General features: G+C 58.7%; 19 protein-coding genes and 1 tRNA gene. 4 read left to right on the top strand and 16 right to left on the bottom strand.

The features are described 5' to 3' along the window. Window positions 1-137: 137 nt before the first annotated feature. The 3 genes from A6M21_RS05270 to A6M21_RS05260 form a co-directional block, all read right to left on the bottom strand. Window positions 138-2,438 carry a hypothetical protein gene (locus A6M21_RS05270; protein WP_066666830.1) on the bottom strand — a complete coding sequence of 767 codons (2,301 nt, stop codon included), beginning with the start codon at window positions 2,436-2,438 and terminating at the stop codon, window positions 138-140. A gap of 27 nt (window positions 2,439-2,465) precedes the next feature. Next, the gene (locus A6M21_RS05265) at window positions 2,466-3,671 is read right to left on the bottom strand and encodes a glycosyltransferase family 4 protein (protein WP_242868772.1); all 1,206 of its coding nucleotides are present in this window, start codon (window positions 3,669-3,671) and stop codon (window positions 2,466-2,468) included. 293 nt (window positions 3,672-3,964) lie between these two features. Then, the gene (locus A6M21_RS05260; RefSeq protein WP_066666828.1) at window positions 3,965-4,153 is read right to left on the bottom strand and encodes a ferredoxin; all 189 of its coding nucleotides are present in this window, start codon (window positions 4,151-4,153) and stop codon (window positions 3,965-3,967) included. Window positions 4,154-4,365: 212 nt separating this feature from the next. On the opposite strand from A6M21_RS05260, the gene A6M21_RS05255 reads away from it, so the two are divergent. Continuing rightward, window positions 4,366-4,911, top strand: a complete 546-nt coding sequence (locus A6M21_RS05255; RefSeq protein ID WP_066666827.1) for a hypothetical protein — start codon at window positions 4,366-4,368, stop codon at window positions 4,909-4,911. Between the two features lie 46 nt (window positions 4,912-4,957). Here the strand turns inward: A6M21_RS05255 and A6M21_RS05250 are convergent, their stop codons facing one another. Beyond that, window positions 4,958-5,311: a cupin domain-containing protein gene (locus A6M21_RS05250; protein ID WP_066666826.1), complete on the bottom strand. Its 354-nt coding sequence runs from the start codon at window positions 5,309-5,311 to the stop codon at window positions 4,958-4,960. Window positions 5,312-5,506: 195 nt separating this feature from the next. Between A6M21_RS05250 and A6M21_RS05245 the strand changes: the two genes are divergently transcribed. Together A6M21_RS05245 and A6M21_RS05240 are read left to right on the top strand one after the other, a co-directional pair. Further along, a complete protein-coding gene (locus A6M21_RS05245; RefSeq protein ID WP_242868771.1) occupies window positions 5,507-6,124 on the top strand; it encodes a cyclase family protein in 618 nt (205 codons plus the stop codon). Window positions 6,125-6,393: 269 nt separating this feature from the next. Further along, a complete protein-coding gene (locus tag A6M21_RS05240; protein ID WP_066666825.1) occupies window positions 6,394-7,320 on the top strand; it encodes a beta-keto acid cleavage family enzyme in 927 nt (308 codons plus the stop codon). 206 nt (window positions 7,321-7,526) lie between these two features. On the opposite strand, the gene A6M21_RS05235 is transcribed toward A6M21_RS05240, so the two are convergent. Continuing rightward, entirely contained in the window at window positions 7,527-8,651 is a 1,125-nt protein-coding gene (locus tag A6M21_RS05235; protein WP_066666824.1) for a LysM peptidoglycan-binding domain-containing protein, read from the bottom strand. 193 nt (window positions 8,652-8,844) lie between these two features. After that, window positions 8,845-8,922 (bottom strand) — tRNA-Pro (locus tag A6M21_RS05230). A 133-nt stretch (window positions 8,923-9,055) separates the two neighbouring features. On the opposite strand from A6M21_RS05230, the gene A6M21_RS05225 reads away from it, so the two are divergent. Continuing rightward, entirely contained in the window at window positions 9,056-9,364 is a 309-nt protein-coding gene (locus A6M21_RS05225; protein ID WP_066666823.1) for a DUF3795 domain-containing protein, read from the top strand. A gap of 13 nt (window positions 9,365-9,377) precedes the next feature. Here the strand turns inward: A6M21_RS05225 and A6M21_RS19075 are convergent, their stop codons facing one another. The 10 genes from A6M21_RS19075 to phnG form a co-directional block, all read right to left on the bottom strand. Further along, window positions 9,378-9,644 carry a type II toxin-antitoxin system RelE/ParE family toxin gene (locus A6M21_RS19075; protein WP_066666822.1) on the bottom strand — a complete coding sequence of 89 codons (267 nt, stop codon included), beginning with the start codon at window positions 9,642-9,644 and terminating at the stop codon, window positions 9,378-9,380. A gap of 7 nt (window positions 9,645-9,651) precedes the next feature. Then, on the bottom strand, window positions 9,652-10,125 hold the full coding sequence (locus tag A6M21_RS05215; protein ID WP_078060406.1) for a GNAT family N-acetyltransferase: 474 nt from the start codon (window positions 10,123-10,125) through the stop codon (window positions 9,652-9,654). 173 nt (window positions 10,126-10,298) lie between these two features. Then, window positions 10,299-11,222 carry a sugar phosphate isomerase/epimerase family protein gene (locus tag A6M21_RS05210; RefSeq protein WP_161486007.1) on the bottom strand — a complete coding sequence of 308 codons (924 nt, stop codon included), beginning with the start codon at window positions 11,220-11,222 and terminating at the stop codon, window positions 10,299-10,301. 112 nt (window positions 11,223-11,334) lie between these two features. Beyond that, window positions 11,335-12,561 (bottom strand): alpha-D-ribose 1-methylphosphonate 5-triphosphate diphosphatase, encoded by a 1,227-nt coding sequence (locus tag A6M21_RS05205; RefSeq protein WP_066666820.1) that lies wholly within the window; start codon window positions 12,559-12,561, stop codon window positions 11,335-11,337. Continuing rightward, a complete protein-coding gene (gene phnL, locus A6M21_RS05200; protein WP_066666819.1) occupies window positions 12,558-13,289 on the bottom strand; it encodes a phosphonate C-P lyase system protein PhnL in 732 nt (243 codons plus the stop codon). Before phnL ends, A6M21_RS05205 begins: the two co-directional genes overlap by 4 nt. 13 nt (window positions 13,290-13,302) lie before the next feature. Beyond that, window positions 13,303-14,148, bottom strand: a complete 846-nt coding sequence (locus A6M21_RS05195) for an ATP-binding cassette domain-containing protein (RefSeq protein WP_066666818.1) — start codon at window positions 14,146-14,148, stop codon at window positions 13,303-13,305. Then, window positions 14,148-15,023, bottom strand: coding sequence for an alpha-D-ribose 1-methylphosphonate 5-phosphate C-P-lyase PhnJ (locus A6M21_RS05190; protein WP_066666817.1), 876 nt, complete (start codon window positions 15,021-15,023; stop codon window positions 14,148-14,150). The genes A6M21_RS05195 and A6M21_RS05190 overlap by 1 nt, the downstream gene beginning before the upstream one ends. Then, window positions 15,001-16,113: a carbon-phosphorus lyase complex subunit PhnI gene (locus A6M21_RS05185; protein ID WP_066666816.1), complete on the bottom strand. Its 1,113-nt coding sequence runs from the start codon at window positions 16,111-16,113 to the stop codon at window positions 15,001-15,003. The genes A6M21_RS05190 and A6M21_RS05185 overlap by 23 nt, the downstream gene beginning before the upstream one ends. Further along, entirely contained in the window at window positions 16,103-16,720 is a 618-nt protein-coding gene (gene phnH, locus A6M21_RS05180; RefSeq protein WP_066666815.1) for a phosphonate C-P lyase system protein PhnH, read from the bottom strand. The genes A6M21_RS05185 and phnH overlap by 11 nt, the downstream gene beginning before the upstream one ends. A gap of 2 nt (window positions 16,721-16,722) precedes the next feature. Beyond that, window positions 16,723-17,142 (bottom strand): phosphonate C-P lyase system protein PhnG, encoded by a 420-nt coding sequence (phnG, locus tag A6M21_RS05175; RefSeq protein ID WP_066666814.1) that lies wholly within the window; start codon window positions 17,140-17,142, stop codon window positions 16,723-16,725. Window positions 17,143-17,210: the final 68 nt, after the last annotated feature.

Below are 17,210 nucleotides of genomic sequence, written 5' to 3'. Positions count from 1 at the left end.
GGCCGGGCGGCTCCGCGGGAGGCGCCATTTCTTCCGGCGGTCAATGCTTTCCACATCCATAATATTCCGTCCGGCGGCACCCGGGTGACAATAATGAACAGCCTTGCCCGGTTTGGACTGAAAAAATGCATCCGCCGTCAGGAGCGTGCTTTCCCGTTTGCCGCCCGCTGTTCCTGCAGCACCAGGTAAACCATCGGCGGGGCGCCGAAAACCATGGTCGTGGCGGCCGCCACCACGCCGGAGTCATTGAAAATAAAGGCCAGGATACTGCCCAGGGTGACACCGATAAAACCCTTGTACAAATCCGGATACTTGTTCCGGATGGCGGCCATCACCCCCACCGGGCGGTAGAATAATATGGCCAGGCTGCCTATGCTGGCCAGCAAGATGCGGCTCCAAATAGTGTAACGCACCAGCCGGATGTTCATTTCCGACTTGCGCCGGATGATATCCAGGATTACCGGCCAGCCGCCCTGCAATACCAGTGCCGTATTGCGTCCGATATGCGACTGCAATTGCAGCGGGCGGTGCAAATCATAGAGCATAAAGCCGCCCAGTACTACGATAACGCCGCCGGCGATCAGCAAAACGGTACGCCAGTTGAAACGTACGCCCAGCAGGAGTAGAAAGGTGGTCAGAAAAGCGCCGGTCATGACGATGGCGCCGCCGACCTTGGTGCCCAGAAAAGGAGCGGACAGGATGTAGATGCTGATCAGATAAAACAGGCCGGTAAGGGGCAGCAGCACCCGGCGCCGGTGGGGCAGGCGGGTGAGCAGCGCCGTGGTGCCAATCAAAATCGAACCGATCAAAATGCCCATATACTCATTGCCAATGCCGTAAAATCGGGCGCCCACGATTGGATCGTAACCCAGGATGGCGTTTTTTTGTAAAGGTGAACCGCACAGGGCGTCACCAAGGATCAAGAACGCGTTGGCAAAGCAGAGCAGGATGAATGGATCCAGGCGCCAGAACCGCTGTGCATAAACAGTCAGCACCGTGATCATTACAGTCAACAGCAGCAATTCCAGACCGGTGGCAACAGCACCGGGTTGCGGCAGCAAGGGCAGCAGCAGGTAAACCAGCGGCACCACCATAACCGACAGCAGAAAGGGCGCCAGCACCTGGCCGGCGTGTGCGCGCCGCCAGAAGATGCAGTAGAGCGAGAAAAGCAGCAGGATGAACTGGTAAAATATATACCCCTTCTGCAGCACCGGTCGCGCGGTATAGGTTATGGCCAGTTGATTCTGCATGGCCTGCAGCGCCTGTATCCGGTGGGCGGACGGAAAGACCTGCAGGGGCTGGCCGGTCAGGTTGATATTTACCGGCAGTCCGAAAAAACGGAATATTGTGGGGGCCAGGTCGGTACTCATGATGATCCCCGGTCGTTTGGTGGTGGAGGAAGTGAGCAGCCCGGGTTCCACCCCCGCCCCCACGGCCAGCACCGGGGTCAAATAGTTGACTCCGGTGATTGTATTGCCGCCCGGCGTTGGCGCCAAGACCAGCAGCAGGTCGCGGTGAAAATCCAGCTGACCGGACAGGCGGCCCAAAAAATTGTCCACCCGCTGCAGGGACTGCTGCCGCCGGGCTGAGAGCACGGCATCCGTGATATCCTGGCGCATATCCTCCAGGCGGGATAAATCACCTGTTTCAATAACGGTTAAAGCCGTGTCCGGGGGCAGTGCCGCGAAGCGGGACAGCAACTTGTCGTAATCCGTACGCATGCCGCCGGGAAAGGCGGGATCCCGGACAAGCAGATCAGCGCTTACATCGCCGTAGTCAACCAGTCCCTTATCATCCATTGCTGTCAGCACCACCTGGCGCTGCAGTCCGGCCGGGGTGTCCGCATTACCCAGGGCGGCCGTCTTCAGACCGGCTGCATGTAGAGCCGCACCGGTTGCTCCGGGCTGATTGGGGTAAGGCAGTTTCTGATTGAAATGCAGCATCCGGCCGATGCCCAGCTCAACCAGGGAACCGGCCGGAGCCGGACGGCCCGTATAGCCCCGGTATGCTTTGGCGGCCGTCCGGCCGTCCGGCATTGTTTCGCCGGCGTCAAACCCCAGGGCGGCCGCGCCCGGAGCAGCAATATGGGCGCCGGCGCCAATGGTGGCGCAGGTGTTTTCCGGCGTCTGGCCGCCGGCGGTGTTGCCGTTCATCAAGCCCAGCGCTCCCCGTTGCAACAGCGCCTTGTAATGGGGCATGGACGCGGCGGCGAGATCGCCTATGCTGAGCCGGTCGATAATAACCATGACCACCCGGCCGCGTTCAGCCGCCGGTTGAATGTCCGCCGGACGGTTGCCGGTCACCGGCGGCATGGCCGCCTGCAACGCCGGTTGAAGGCCCGTGCCGGCCCGGGCGGGCGGAACGGAAATGAAAAAAGAAAATACCTGTATCGCCGCAACAAACAAGACGATCAGGACCTTGACAGATTTCAGGTGCATGGTTTTTGAATCTCCTCATGGAAAATGCTATTGGCCGGCTTTCCGGTGGTTGGCTCCGTCGGGTTTGCCGGTGGAAAATGCCGCCGGCTCGCCGGGCAGCATACCCCGCTCCACCAGCAGGGTACGGTATTCATCTTCAATTTTGCGTACCATCGTCTCAATTGTAAAGCGTTCCGCCACCCGTTGCTGTCCAGCCCGGCCGAATTGGGCGGCCTGACCGCGTTCCACCAGCAGGGTGGCGATGGCCCAGGCCAGCGCCTGCGCGTCCCGGGGCGGGACCAGCAGGCCGGTGCGCTGGTCAATCACTATTTCCGGAATACCGCCGGCCGTGGTGGCCACCACCGGCTTGCCGGCCGCCATGGCCTCCAGGATGGTCAGGGGGAGGCCTTCGGTGACGGAAGGCAGGACGAAGAGATCCAGCGCGGCCAGAACATCTGGAATATCCCGGCGTTCACCGGTAAAAAAGACACGCTGCTTTAAGCCCAGCTCAGCCGCCTGCGCTTCCAGTTCCCGGCGCAACGGTCCGTCGCCCACCACCACGAAATTGACCTGGTAGTCCTTGATCAGCATGGATGCGGCCTGCAGGAAATAAGAGACCCCTTTTTGCGGGGCCAGGCGGGCCACGGTGCCCACCACCTGCCCCAGTTGCGGCAGACCGAGGGCGCGCAGAATCGCCCGGCGGTCGCCCGGCTGCTGGAAGCGCGCTGCGTCGATGCCGTTGTAAACCGTCATCACCCGTTTCGGTTCCAGGTGCTCCCGGGCCAGCAATTCCTTGCGCAGTGCTTCGGAAACAGTGAAAATACGGTGGGTATAGCGGCCCAAAATACTTTCTGCGGTAGCAAAGAGCCATTTCTTCCAGGCCGGCCACTGTTCATAAAAAATGGAATTATGAGCGGTGAAAAAAATCACCGGCGTGCCGGCCCGGCAGGCGGCCAGGCGCCCGATCAGCCCGGCTTTGGAGCTGTGGGCGTGCATGAAAGTAAAATTGCCCTCGCGCAGGATTTTTGTCAAAAGGGAAACGGCTGCCAGGTCTGCCCGGGGGGAAAGCTCACCCCGCAGGGGAATTGGAAAAACCGGCACGCCCCGCCGGCAGATTTCGGCTGCCATACTGCCCGGCGGGCAGGCCACGGCAGGCTCGAACAATTCCCGGTTGGTGTGATCCAGCAGCGATAAGAGGTGGTTTTTCATGCCTCCCGCCGCCGGACGGATCACATGCAGTACATTGTATTTCATCCCGCTCATCCCCTTTAACGGGCGGTTTAACTGGCAGCCGATCTTATTGTTACCAGATATGCCAGGCACCTATACTATTCGCGATGCCGTGTCATTTACCTGCTTGCCGGCTAAAAATAACAAGCACGGTCAAGCTACCGTGCGTTATTTTTTACCTCGCTTTTCCCCTGTTCTTTCCCTGTTTCCCGCAACCGTTTTATTCGTATTTTGCGCCAGCCGGTTGAAATACTCGCCTACCTCCAGCGCCCCGGCCGGGTTGGCATTAATACTTATTTTTTTCTTCTTATTCATGGTTATTTTTCCGCAATGGCATTGACCGGGCAGTTTTCAACCGCTTCATGCGCCTGGTCCTCCAACTCTCCCGGAACTTCGTCCACAATGGCCTGCGCCTTGTCATCCCCGTTCCAGTCGAATACTTCGGGACAGGTGTCTACGCAGGAACCACAGCTGATGCATAAATCCTGATCCACCGTCACACGCATGTTAACCGCCTCCGTAAATTATTTGGCTTGAAAGCCGGCCGGGCAATAATATTTTTTGCCCGGCTACGGCAAAATTATGCTCGACAAGGCTCGAAAGGGATTTAAAATATATTATTGGATACTTTGCAAGCATACGGTAAAATTTGCCGGGGAGCGCCGGCGGCATTTGGGAAAAACCGTTTCAGTGCACATGATAAGGAGTGATTGGGGCCATGACCGCAAAAAAACACCGGCCGGCGCGTGCGCCGGCGGACAACCCGGCCGGCGCCATCAGGCGCTGGACATTGATTATGCTTCTGGCGCCGGCTGTAATTTTTATTTTTTACTGGTTTGCCGGCCGGACCGGCGGCCCGGGCAAGATTCCGCAGGTGCCGCCGCCACGGCACTTTTATTCCGCCGGCACGGTGGTAAAAGCCGGAAACGCCACTCTGCAGGCCGGTCCGGCCGGCGCCGGATACCTGGCCCGGACATTGTATTTTGGCGTGAATACAGTCATGGCCGGTCCTGACGAATTATTTGCCGTGGTGGCGGTGCGCGCAACCGGGGCGGCTGTCAATCAGGCCGGTTGGCGGCTCATTGACGGGCAGGGTACGGTCTTCCGGCCGCTTAAAGCGGTTGACCGCAACCCCTTGCTGGAGCAACCCCCGGCACCGGTTTCCGGGGAAAAATACCTTGTGTTCAGGGTGAATGCAAAAACAAAATACTTTTACATTCAATACACCGGCCCCGGGGGGCCGGTGACCTGGCGCACCGGCTAGCGGCCGGCACCGGAAAGCATTCCGGCGTTCCCGGGTGTCACCTGTTTCACATGGCATAACGGATCATGATCAAGAGCATTTTAAACTTTCTTATGGCCCTTAAAGCATGGGGCTGGTTGGCCGGCATGATTACCATTTCACCCGTTTTCAAATGCAGGGGTTGACCGGCAATGGTCACTTCCGCCTCCCCGTCCAGCAGGTAAACCATGGCGTCGTACGGGGCCGTATGTTCGCTCAAACCCTGCCCCTCGTCAAAAGCGAACAGGGTTACTGTTCCTGTTTTCTGATCGATTACCGTCCGGCTGACCACGGCGCCTTCCTGGTAATTGAGCAGGCCGGGCAGTGCCAATACCTTGGCGGCGGGAACATTTGTGCCGCTATGTCCCTTGTTTTGTTCCATGCCAATATCCCCCTCGTTTTTACATAGTTTGATTATATTCTATTATGTCCCATCTTCGACTGCTTGTCTACATTGAATATGCAACCGGAGGGATGTTATGTTAAAATATGGTCAAGCTGTCAGCCCCCCTGCAGTTCGGATTTAGCATATTTTCAAAGGTATGAAAGAAAAAATTAAAGACAGGAGGCAAAAAGTATGACTAAAATGATTGATCTTTCGGTTACCATTGAGGATGGTTTGCCCAGCGACCCAGAGTTTATGATTCCCCGGATTGAATATTGGGGCCACAAAAAAGGCGCTGAAAGCATGATCACCTTTTTCCCCACGGCAACGGAGCAAAACCTGCCCAAGGGACTGGGGTGGGCAGTAGAGTTCCTGCGTCTTTCCACCCACAGCGGGACTCATCTGGATGCGCCGTGGCACTACCATCCCACCATGGACGGAAACGATACCCCGGCGCTGACCATCGACCAGATTCCTTTGGAATGGTGCTACAGTGACGGGGTGATGCTGGATTTGAGCGATAAGCCCGATGGTTACCTGGTCCGGGCGGCTGACATGGAAGAAGCCGTTAAAAAAATTAATTACAACATAAAGCCCCTGGATATTGTTCTAATCTACACAGGCGCGTCAAAGGCATGGGGCAGGCCGGAATACCTGTTAAAGGGGTGCGGTATGGGCCGGGAGGCTACCTTATGGCTTTTAGACCGGGGAGTAAAAATCACCGGCACCGACGCCTGGAGTTGGGACCGGCCGCTTAGCCTGATCGCTAAAGAATTTGAGCAAACAGGTGATTCCTCCATTATCTGGTAAGGGCACTTTGCCAGCATTGAAAAGGGATACTGCCACCTGGAGAAACTTTGCAGCTTAGAAAAACTGCCCCCCAGCGGGTTCAAGGTGGTCTGTTTCCCGGTCAAAATCAAGTCTGCCAGCGCCGGCTGGGTCCGCCCGGTAGCGATCCTGGATTAGGGGGCTGAAAATTGCCTGCTCCACTTTTCCATAAAATAGCCGGATCGCTCGCCTGCCTATGCCTAATGTTATACCGTTCAGTAAAAAATTAATCCGAAAGGAGTTCGGAAATAATGTCCGACAAGGTTATTGTCACCGCCGCCATCACCGGCGCCATCCACACGCCGTCCATGAGCCCCCACCTGCCCATCACGCCCAAACAGATTGCCGACGAAGCGGTCCGGGCCTGGGAAGAGGGTGCGGCAGTGGCCCACATCCACGTCCGCAACCCGGAAGACGGTCTGCCCGTGTCTGACCTGGAACTGTTCAAAGAGGTGGTCACCGGGGTGAAAAGCCGCTGCAACATCATTCTCTGCCTGACCACCGGGGGCAGCCTGGGCGCCACCACTGCCCAACGGGTGGCCGTGGTACCCGCTTTTAAACCGGAACTGGCTTCGTTTAATTTCGGGTCCATCAACTTCGCCCTGTTTCATGTGCTGGCCAATAAGAACCTGCAATTTAAATTCGAGTGGGAAAAACAGTATCTGGGCATGACCGAGGATTACATTTTTCCCAATACCTTCAAGACCATGCGGGAATACTGCCAGTACTTCAATGAAAATGACACCAAACCCGAACTGGAGATTTACGACCTGGGCATGATCAATAACGTGGCTTTCATGCTGAAAAGAGGTTTTTTGAAAAAACCGGTCTACCTCCAGTTCGTGATGGGAATCCTGGGGGCCGCGCCGGCCACCCTGGAAAACCTCCTGTTCTTCTACCGGACCGCCCGGGACACCCTCGGTGATTTCACCTGGTCGGTCTGCGCAGCCGGCCGCCACCAGATCAATATGTGCACCGCTTCCTTGCTGCTGGGCGGCAACGTCCGGGTGGGACTGGAAGATAACCTTTACCTGGAAAAGGGAGTCATGGCCGGGAGCAACGCCGAACAGGTGGCCAAGATCGTGCGCATCGCCAGGGAACTGGGCCGGGAGCCGGCAACTCCCGATGAAGCCAGGCAAATCCTGGGGTTGAAGGGAATCGACAAGGTAAACTTTTAAAATAGGGGGCATTCAACAGGGAGATAGTTGAGTCGCTGGACACCCTAACTTGCGCGGTAAACCCGGAAGAGGGATTACCAATGCCGTTTGACAAAGCCCAAGGAACCGTGTTGGAAACGGCACACCTCATTCCAAGGACGTTTTTACGCTTTACGGACGGGACTTCGGAGCGTTGTCAGTGGTGAAAAAGGGTTTTGTGAAACGGGTCACTCTTTAAGTATTTTCAATATCTGGCCGGGGTAAATGGCTCCGGATACATTCAATCCGTTGGCTCCGGCGATGGCGGTTACAGTGGTGTTGTATTCCCGGGCCAAAAGCCAGAGCGTGTCTCCGGGACGGACCCGGTGGCTGACAAAGGAAGTGCCGGTGAATGCCTGCACCAGCCCGTCAACCGTACCGGCTATGAGCCTGCCGCCGGGTGTAAAGGCCAGGCTGTGCACGCCTGCTCCGGCATAACGGACTTGTTGCGGCCGGGCCGATGTGACCGGAGTGGAATAAATAAAAATGTACCCCTCGGGTGTGCCGGCCGCCAGTGCGGACCCGCCGGACCACTTACCCGCCGCCAGGGCGGAAACAGAGCTGCCCAGGTTGACGGTGGCAAGCACCGTTTTCAACGTTTCCCCCGCCTCCACTATGCTCACATGACCGTCATTTCCGCCCCAGGCAAGTTCCTTTCCGGCAGCGGCTGTAAAGTCGCCCGCCACCAGGGTGGTAAGGGCGGCCGGCAGCGTTGCCAGCGCGGGGCCGGGTTCAAAACCGCGTTCGGTCAGGGTGAGCGTAAGGATGCTCCAGCGGCTCCAGGCCTGCACGGCCACGGCCACCAGCGGACGTGTGCCCGGGGGTCTTTCCACCACGGCCACCTTTTCCGGAGTGCCGGGTATCAGGCGGATATCGACCAGATCGAGGCCCGCTTTTGCCGCTTGATAAACATAGAGCGCTTGCTTGCCTGCGGCCGCGGTGATAATATTCCGTCCGCCGCTGATTTCCAGGTCGCCGGTGGCCAGACTGACAAAGCGGGCCTGCGGTTCGGGCGGTGTCTGCCCGAAAGGAACAATGGCTCCCTGCCGGCCGGACCAGGTTAAAATCTGATCCCCGGTTCCGGCAATGATCAGATCGTTGGTGGCATAATGCAAACCAACCGTCAGGCTGAGAATTTCTGTGGGGGCGTTGATGGTGGTTAACAGATTGTAAGCGGCATCTTGCGGGACATAAACTTTAACCGTCCGTCCGGTTGCTGCCGCCACATCTTCCGGTCCGGTTACCCGGCCGCTGCCCACTAGCACCGGACCACGATCGACCCGGCCTTCCCAGGCGGCATTCCTTTTCGACATTTTCATTCCCCCGGTTTTTGTTTTAAATTATGCCGGAGGGGAATTATTTCTCCTGTACCACCGTGACATGAAAAAGCTCCGGGAACGTCCGGAGCCGGGTAATGCTGCATTAGACAGAACTCCAATTGTGGTACAAACGCCCTGAAAATAGAAAATCAAGAGGGTTGCTGAACAGCAACCCTCTTGATTTTACTGGTCGGAGCGACTGGACTTGAACCAGCGGCCTCTACCACCCCAAGGTAGCGCTCTAGCCAAACTGAGCTACGCCCCGGCGTTTTTCTTTTCGGCAAACTTAATTTTACCGCATCGGGCAGGAGAAGTCAAGGTATTGTCTAAAGTTAATATAATAGCAAGAAGCAATACTCACCGTATCTTCAGGCGAAGATTGCAAGGAGGCGCGAAAAATGACCGGAACCGGCGTTTGTGGACTCTCCTGCCATGCCTGCGGGCTTTTTCACCGGGGTAAATGCAGTTCATGTGGTTCGGGCACCAGTATTGAAGCGCGGGCCAAACTGGCCGCCCAGGAACGGTTGGGTTTCCGCTGTCCGGTGCTGGCCTGTGCCGTGGGCAGGGAAATTGAATACTGTTCCCGGGACTGTCCGGAATTTCCCTGTCCGCTTTATGAGCGGGGGCCATACCCGCTGAGCGCGGCCTATCTTCAGATGCACAGGCGGCGCCGGGGCACGCGGCAAAAGACCTCTTTAAATCATTAAACCGGGACACGCGTTAGCGCAACAGCCAGCTATAATCCTGCCGGCAATCCACGATATAATCAACATACACTGTCTGATCCCTGATCTGATACAGAATAAGATACCATTTTTCTACGAACATTTTATGATATTTATTCGACGGGATAAATGCGGCCTCCAGAAACGGAAAACGTTCCGGCATTTGGCAAAGAGAGCGGATAGAGTCCATCAAATCATTTTTAACCTTACGGGCGGCGGAAGGACATTTTTGCGCCAGAAAGCGAACATGGCCCGCCAGCATAAGCCTTTCATAGCATGAGTGAAAAACCGGCGTGTGTCTGCCGCCAGCCCAGGCGGTGATAAAAGTCGTGCGCCTCCCGGCGGCTGAGATTGCTTGAGAGCACGATTTTGTAACAACCGTGCCGGCGGGCGATTTCCCCGGCTGCGGTCATCAGTGCCGTGCCGGCGCCCCGGCCGCGGCAGTCCCGGGCGACCACCACGTTTTCCACTGCCGCCCAGGGACTGCCCCGGTGCCCCAGATTGGGGACGATGATAACCGTCACTGTGCCCACAATCCGGCCGTTTTGTTCGCCCACCAGGATCTGCTGCCGGCTGTCGGCGGCCACGTTCCGCCAGAGGACATCATGGTTTACTTCTTCGTCCGCCGTTCCGGTTTCAACCGGATAGGCGTCCTCCAGCTCGCGGTAAAGCGCCAGGATTGCCGGGATGTCCGTCTTGACCGCCGGTCTGATTACCAGGTTGCTGACTATGCCATTATCCACCGTTAATCCCCTTTTCGATTGATTGCAGCCGGCAGGTTAACAACCCATTTTCCCCGGAGCGCAGGCCCAAATTCGTTCTTATAATATCATACATCACATATGTTCAGGCAACATAGCACAGGGCTTTTAGAGCACGTCAAATTGTCTTTTACTGGCACATACAAGGGGATTTTTCAAGCATTCAACAACGCCCTGGCGTTGCCCAGCGCCCGGCCGAAGTAGGCGCGGTAGCGCGGGCGCATCTCCAGCGTGATTACCCCCCGGTAACTGCCGAGACGGGCGAGAATATCCCGTGCCGGGACGCCTCCCCAGCCGATGGGCAGGTGCAGATCGCCGCGTCCGCTGGCGGCCAGTTCACACTGCTTTTTTTCGTAGGAGGCGCAACTGCGTCCGAAGTTGTCGTGCAGGTGAATATGCCTGACATAGGGGGCGACGGCTTCCACGCCGGCCAGGAGATCGTAGTTGTGATGGCGGGCGGCCAGATAGGCGTGTCCCAGATCCAGGGTGATACCGATATACGGATGATCCACCGTCCGGATCATGTCCGCCAGCTGGTCGAGAAACTCCCCGTAGCAATAGGGGCTGCCGTCCAGGTAGGGGCGGGCGTTTTCCACGGCGACGGTCACCCCGTACCGGGCGGCAGCGTCCCCCATTTTCCGCAGCAGGGAAACTTCCAGCGCCCACATTTCTTTTTTATCTTCCGGGCCGGGTATTTCCTGCCCGGGCAGCAGGAATTTTTCCTCCGGCCGGTAACGGCCGGCGTGGTAGACCATCACACCCGCCCCCACAGCGGCGGTGAACTCTAGACTGGCCTTGAACATGCCTTCTTCCGCGGCCAACTCGTCCCGGTTCATCAGGTTCATGGGATTGGGACCGTGCACGGTATATTGAAAGGGATAACCGGCGAGCAGCTTCAGGAGTTCCGCCAGTTTCTCCCGGTGCAGGCTGCCGTGATACATGACGCCGGCGCCGTGAGGGGCGATTTCCACGTGCGTGAAGCCCAGCCCGGCATAATAATCCAGTTCCTCCCGCAATACCGTCAGGTTGCCGTCCAACCCGGCGGCGTCGGCGTTGATGGCGAAACCGTCAATGTGCATTTTCCACTCCCCCGTTTTATTTTTCAAGCTCATTCCCGGCCCGTATACGGAAAGCACACACCCGTCCGGCAGCCGGTTTACTGCGTGTTTTTCATTGGTCAGCCGGTTTTGTTCAGATTCCGTTTCCGGCCAGTCCGGTGGTTTGTTCTTCCGGCGTCAGATTGTCTATTTTACTGTGGCGGTAGTTGATACTGTAAACCAGGACACCGCCCACCACCGTATGCGTGACCACCGGCACCCGTCCCCGGGTGTTGACGACTATGACATCCCCCCGCCGGCCTTCCGCCAGGCTGCCCAGATGTTGCAAGCCCGCCGCCCGGGCGGGTTCCAGGGTGGCCAGGCGGACCGCTTCGGGCAGGGACATCACCGCTTCCGCCAGCTTGAAAACGGCCTGGAGCATGGCCGGCGGGTAATAGTCGGAACAGATGATCCGCGCATCGCCGGCGGCAACGGCGTCGACCGCCGGCATGCCCTTGCCCGTGGAACCGCCCCGGACGATATTGGGTGCGCCCACGCATACGTGGTTGCCGTACCGGCTGGCGGCCCGGGCGGCGGCCGGGTTGACCGGGAACTCGCTGATCGTCGCCCCGTACCGGCGGTATAAGGTCACCCGTTCCATGCTGTCGTCATCATGCGAAGCCAGGGGAATGCCGGCGGTCCGGGCGGCCGCACTCAGCATGCCGATGCTTTCATCCGCCTTGAGCCGTCCCCTTTCTTTGCCGGCAATGATGGTTTCAACTGCATCAAAAGGCAGGTGATATGTTTTTTCCATATACCGGCGGTAATCTTCCAGCGTGGGGTATTGACCCTGCCCCGGGGTATGATCCATAAAAGAGAGCAGGTGGACCAAATTCTCCTGCAGCAGGGATACGGCGGTATCCACGCCGGTGCGGTTGGTGATTTCAAAACGCAGGTGCACGCGGTTGCGGATCAGGGACCGGTATCCGGTCAGGTCCGCCAATTGGCGGATGGCGGCGGCCGCCCGGGCGTCGTTGCGTACACCCCATTCCGCGCCGGCAAAGGAAAAGGAGTGATACATGGTGGTAATGCCCTGTCCGGCCAGCTTTTTTTCCAGTTCGCTGAAAGCCAGCACGGGGTCGAAAAAAGCTTCCGGCCGCGGTTCCAGTTCTTTTTCAATGGCATCGCAATGCAGGTCGATCAATCCGGGCAGCACATAGCCCCCTTCGGCATCCAGAAGGCTTTCCGGCGGCTTTCCCCGGTGCTGGCCTTGTTTGCCCACCCGGCTGATGATGCCGTTTTCAATCCGGATTTCACCCCCGGATAAAACCCGGTCCGGCAAAACCAGCCGGCCGTTGGTGATCAGCAGCGTCCGGTTCACATCAACCCCTCCCGTCTGTCGCCGGCCTGGCTGCACCGGCCCGACTGCATGGTGAAGACCCGGTCCACCAGGCGCCGCATGACGTCATAATCGTGAAAAATTCCGATTATGCCCGTCCCCTGCTCTTTGACATCCCTGAGTATGCGGATCACGATTTTTTTTGTTTCCGGATCCAGGGAGGCGGTAGGCTCATCCAGCAGGAGCAGCCGCGGCGCGGTGATCAGCGCGCGGGCCAGATTGATCCGCTGCTGCTCGCCGCCGCTGAAGGTTGAAGGATAGGCGTCCCAAAGGGGACGGTCGATGTTCATGATCGCCAGGTATTCCCTGGCCCTCGCCCGGGCGCGCTCCATATCCCACCCTTTGCGCCTCAGTTCTCCGGCCAGCACATCCACGGCCGGCACCCGCGGCATGACTTTGAGAAACTGGCTGGCATAACCGATTTCCAGACGCCGCAGCCGGATCACCTCTCTTTCCGGCGCCCGGGCGAGATCCACCTCCCGGCCGCCGGCGGTGCGGTAGAGTACATTTCCCCCCGAAGGCAGGTACGTGCGGTAAATGCACTTGATCACCGTGGATTTGCCCGCACCGCTGGGACCGGCAATGCCCAGGAATTCCCCCTGCTGCAGGGAGAAGCTGACCCCTGCGCAGCCGGTAATCACCTTTCCGTCCAGGATGTGCAGGACAAAGTGTTTGGATAACTCATTGACCGCCAGGATGATATTGCGCATGACATTCTCCTTTTTACAACATGGAATGAACCAGCAGTTGAGTATAGGGATGCCGGGGATCTTCGAGGATCTGATCGGTGAGCCCGGATTCCACGATGCGTCCGTTTTTCATCACCATGGTCCGGTCGGCCAGGATCCGGACCACCCCCAGGTCGTGTGAAACCACCAGCATGGCGATACCCAGTTCCCGCTGGATTTCCTTGATCAAATCCAGCACCCGCGCCTGTACGGAAACATCCAGGCCGGTGGTCACCTCGTCCAGGAACAAAAGCGGCGGATTGTTGGCCAACGCCTTGGCGATTTGCACCCGCTGCTGCATGCCGCCGCTGAAACGGGCCGGAAAGTCGTCCATCCGGTCAAGCGGCACCTCCGTCCGGGACAGCAGGGCGGCGGCCCGTTTCCGGATCACGGCCACGTTGTATACCCCGGCGGTAAGCAGTTTTTCAGCCACGTTACCGCCGGCGGTAAAATGGGGCTTGATACCCAGCAGCGGGTTCTGGTATACCATGCCCATCAGGTGGTTGCGGATGTAGCGCTTGCGCTGGGCGGTGGCGGCAAATATGTTGCTCCCGCCGCCGTCAAAGGCGGCCAGATAGCCCTCCCCCGCCGTGACCGTCTCGTCAAAGTAAAGACAGCGCACCAGTGTGCTTTTGCCGGAACCGCTTTCCCCGACCAGGCCCAGGATCTCACCCTGCTCCAGGGTGAGATTGATTTCCCCGCAGGCGACCACGCTTTGGCATTTCGGGCAGATGTTGCCGCCCGGCGCCAGGCCGGTAAGAGTGAGGCAATCCGGACAGCCGGGACCGTAACGTTTGGTCAGATTGCGCACCGTGAGAATAACGTTTTCATCCGCATCCATCAAACCGGCCCCCTTTTCCCCGCCGCCCGGCGCTTGTCGCAATAGCCGCTGTCCGAGCAAACGTAGACTTTTGCCCCGCTGACGGCGTCAAACAGCTCATTCAGATAGGTGTCCTTCGCCCCGCAGCGGATGCAGGAACGGCCGCTGAAATCTTCCACCCGGAATTTGAAGTCCTCGAATTCCAGGGGCTGCACCGGTGTATGGGGCGGGACGGCGTAAATGCGTTTTTCCCGCCCGGCCCCGAAGAGATACAATGTTTCCGCCCGGTTCAATTTGGGCACATCCCAGCGCGGGATGGGCGACGGGTCGATCAGGTAACGGTCGTTGACCAGGGAAGGGTAGCGCGCGCCGATGGTGATTTCCCCCCATTTGACGATATCCTCGTATAAAAACACCAGCATCCGGCTGTAATCCATTTCGGCGTGCATTTCAGCCGTTCTGGCCATGCTCGGTTCCACAAAACGCAGCGGGTCCGGTATCGGTACCTGCAGGACGAGAATTTGGTCCGCCCGCATTTTTTCCTCCGGAATACGGTGGCGGGTCTGGATGATACTGGCCGCCCGGGTGTCGAAGGTGGTCCGCACTCCGGTGGTTTTGACCAGCAGGTTGCGTATATTGACGGCGTTCACCCCGCCGTCGCAGCCCTGGTCGATTACCTTGAGCACGTCATCCGGACCGATGATGGACATGGTCACCTGCAGTCCGCCGGTGCCCCAGCCGCGGGCAATAGGCAGTTCCGGCGAGGCGAAGGGCACCTGGTAACCCGGTATGGCCACGGCTTTTAAAATTTTACGGCGCACTTCCCGTTTGGTGTTCTCGTCCAAAAAGGCAAAATTATACCCCCGGGACGGTTTAACCGTATTTATGTCCAGCATGGCCGGCCTCCTCTTGAATCAGCTGCGATTTGCGCAGACGGTCCAGGGTGGATTGAAAGGTCACATAATGGGGCAGCTTCCAGTGGGCGACAAACCCGGAAGATTCGATGCCGTCAATGTGGTAAAGCACGAATTCCTCATCTTCGGCCGGCGCCTTGCGGGAAGATCTGCTGCGCATGGCCCGGTCCAGAATGCCCATGGCGATGGCCTTGACTTCATTGTGACCGAAACACAACCCGTACCCGAGGGTGAGTTTCGGCCTGGTGCCTTTTTCCCCTTCAGCGTATTGGGCGATGATTTCGGCCTCGGTAACCGGGATTTTACCCATGTAGACCGGTCCGGTCCGCCCATGGTGTCTGATATACAGCGGGATGTAGCCCACCCGCAGTTCGGCCAGAAAGGGGTGTATATCGCCATAACCACGTATGGAGCTGTAGGCCAGAGCCATCATCGCCCCCGTTTCGCCCCGGGCCAGGCTTTGCAGCCGGGCCGAGCGGGGACAGGGAAAGGTAATGCTTTTCCGGGTGATATCAAACAGTCGGCGGTCTGTTTCGCCCGCTTCCGCCAGCAGGCCATCCGCGCGCAGCCGGTCCACGACTTTGGGAAAAGAAGCGGGCAGTTCCTCCTGTCCGGACGTCTGTACACCCAGGCCGGCTAAAAAGTTTCTGACCGTGTTTTCGTTCTCCTCCAGCAAACTGAAATCCACCAGGCGCTGCGTATAGTCCCGGGCCGGTCCCAGAATCTGCCCGCCCGGTATGTCCTGAAAGGTGCCGGAAATGCGTCTGATGATCTGCATGCGCGTGCTGTCCACCGGCAGCGAGTAGTAACGCCGCGGTTGGGTGGCCCGGTAGGCGCGCACAATGAATGCGGCTTCCACGGCGTCGCCCTCGGCCTCCTTCAGGGCCAGGGCGGCAATGACCGGGGCGTACAGGGAACCTTCGCCCATCACCCTGTCCACCGCCAGGCGCTGCTGGTCCATCAACTGCCGGACTGTGAGGGGCGGGGAACCGCCGCGGGTGCGGAAGTAACGGAGCAAGTCCGCGGCGTTCTTGATAGCCTCCTCCCCGCCGGCCACCGCTTCATAGCCCACAGCCGTTCACCTCCCGCCTGATGGTGCTGGAACGGGGCACGGCCGCCAGCGACCCGCCGCAATCGGCCAGGATGAGGTCCACCCCGAGCGGAAACTCGCGGTTCAGATGGATAATCCGTTTCAAATTGTCCTGATGCAGGCCGGATACCGCAATAGTGCTTGTGCCCCCGACTCCGGGACCGCGCAGGGCGATTTCCATTTCCCCGCCGCCGCTTCCGGACAGGGCGGTCACCGCCGCCACCAGTGTGGCTCCCTTTTCCGGCGCCAGCAGGTGGCCGCGCTCGACCCCGGCCAGTTCCGGCCGGTCCTCCCGTCCGTTGAAAAGAACGAACGCAGCCCGGGAGGCGTCTTCCAGCCGCGCGCCGGTATTCATGTGGAGGTAGGTTTGCACGGAAGCGTTTTCCGGCAATACGGCGAAAGAAGTTTCACTGTCCAGCAGGGTAAGGGCTATACCGGCGGCGAATAGATTCAACTCCGCGGGCGGCTGCAGTTTCAGCGCCGGCAGGCGGCAGATTTTTCCCGGCCGGGCCATGACATCCAGCAGCAGGCGGAAAATCCGCTGCGTATCGAATACCCGGTCAAAGGACGGTTCCAGTGCCTGGTGCATTTTCATCCCTCCATGGTGGCGAAGCGCACCCGGGTGCCGGCCACCAGATTGTCTTCCCTTTGTTTTAAAGCCTGCAGCCGCCTGCCTTCGGCGGCGATGACCCGCCTGATCCCTTCCTCCTCCGGCACATGGGCGTCCAGAGCGGCGTTGATTATGGCCAGACACAGCGCCCGCACCGGTTCGTCACCCAGGGCGAAACCGTAGCCGGTTACGCCTGCCAGGGATACCGCCGCTTCGGTAATCAACACCTCGCCGAGGCAAAACGGAACCTGCTCCACGCTGTCGGTGGCCCGCACCATCACCAGACCGGTTTCGGGCGCCTGAAGCACAGCTATGTCATGCCCGGCGGCAACCCGCTCCGCCGTTTCCCGCCAGCGCTCCAGATCGCCTTCGGCCAGAATGGCCTGCACATCCAGTTGCATTTTTGCCTGTCCCACCTTTGTGATTTAATTCAAAAATACAGCCGTTTTTTCAAGGTGGCGGCCGGCCT

The organism is Desulfotomaculum copahuensis (assembly GCF_001655685.1).
GTDB classification, from domain to species: domain Bacteria; phylum Bacillota; class Desulfotomaculia; order Desulfotomaculales; family Desulfovirgulaceae; genus Desulfotomaculum_G; species Desulfotomaculum_G copahuensis.
The sequence above is the reverse complement of the archived record's forward strand: the minus strand, read 5'-3'. Positions and strand labels throughout refer to the sequence as shown.

Bases quoted from the DNA above. Each gene is read 5' to 3' on its own strand.
- A6M21_RS05270 (WP_066666830.1), bottom strand. From the start codon at position 2,438: ATGCACCTGAAATCTGTCAAGGTCCTGATCGTCTTGTTTGTTGCGGCG.
- A6M21_RS05265 (WP_242868772.1), bottom strand. From the start codon at position 3,671: ATGAAATACAATGTACTGCATGTGATCCGTCCGGCGGCGGGAGGCATG.
- A6M21_RS05260 (WP_066666828.1), bottom strand. From the start codon at position 4,153: ATGCGTGTGACGGTGGATCAGGATTTATGCATCAGCTGTGGTTCCTGC.
- A6M21_RS05255 (WP_066666827.1), top strand. From the start codon at position 4,366: ATGACCGCAAAAAAACACCGGCCGGCGCGTGCGCCGGCGGACAACCCG.
- A6M21_RS05250 (WP_066666826.1), bottom strand. From the start codon at position 5,311: ATGGAACAAAACAAGGGACATAGCGGCACAAATGTTCCCGCCGCCAAG.
- A6M21_RS05245 (WP_242868771.1), top strand. From the start codon at position 5,507: ATGACTAAAATGATTGATCTTTCGGTTACCATTGAGGATGGTTTGCCC.
- A6M21_RS05240 (WP_066666825.1), top strand. From the start codon at position 6,394: ATGTCCGACAAGGTTATTGTCACCGCCGCCATCACCGGCGCCATCCAC.
- A6M21_RS05235 (WP_066666824.1), bottom strand. From the start codon at position 8,651: ATGTCGAAAAGGAATGCCGCCTGGGAAGGCCGGGTCGATCGTGGTCCG.
- A6M21_RS05225 (WP_066666823.1), top strand. From the start codon at position 9,056: ATGACCGGAACCGGCGTTTGTGGACTCTCCTGCCATGCCTGCGGGCTT.
- A6M21_RS19075 (WP_066666822.1), bottom strand. From the start codon at position 9,644: ATGCTGGCGGGCCATGTTCGCTTTCTGGCGCAAAAATGTCCTTCCGCC.
- A6M21_RS05210 (WP_161486007.1), bottom strand. From the start codon at position 11,222: ATGCACATTGACGGTTTCGCCATCAACGCCGACGCCGCCGGGTTGGAC.
- phnL (WP_066666819.1), bottom strand. From the start codon at position 13,289: ATGCGCAATATCATCCTGGCGGTCAATGAGTTATCCAAACACTTTGTC.
- A6M21_RS05195 (WP_066666818.1), bottom strand. From the start codon at position 14,148: ATGGATGCGGATGAAAACGTTATTCTCACGGTGCGCAATCTGACCAAA.
- A6M21_RS05190 (WP_066666817.1), bottom strand. From the start codon at position 15,023: ATGCTGGACATAAATACGGTTAAACCGTCCCGGGGGTATAATTTTGCC.
- phnH (WP_066666815.1), bottom strand. From the start codon at position 16,720: ATGCACCAGGCACTGGAACCGTCCTTTGACCGGGTATTCGATACGCAG.
- phnG (WP_066666814.1), bottom strand. From the start codon at position 17,142: ATGCAACTGGATGTGCAGGCCATTCTGGCCGAAGGCGATCTGGAGCGC.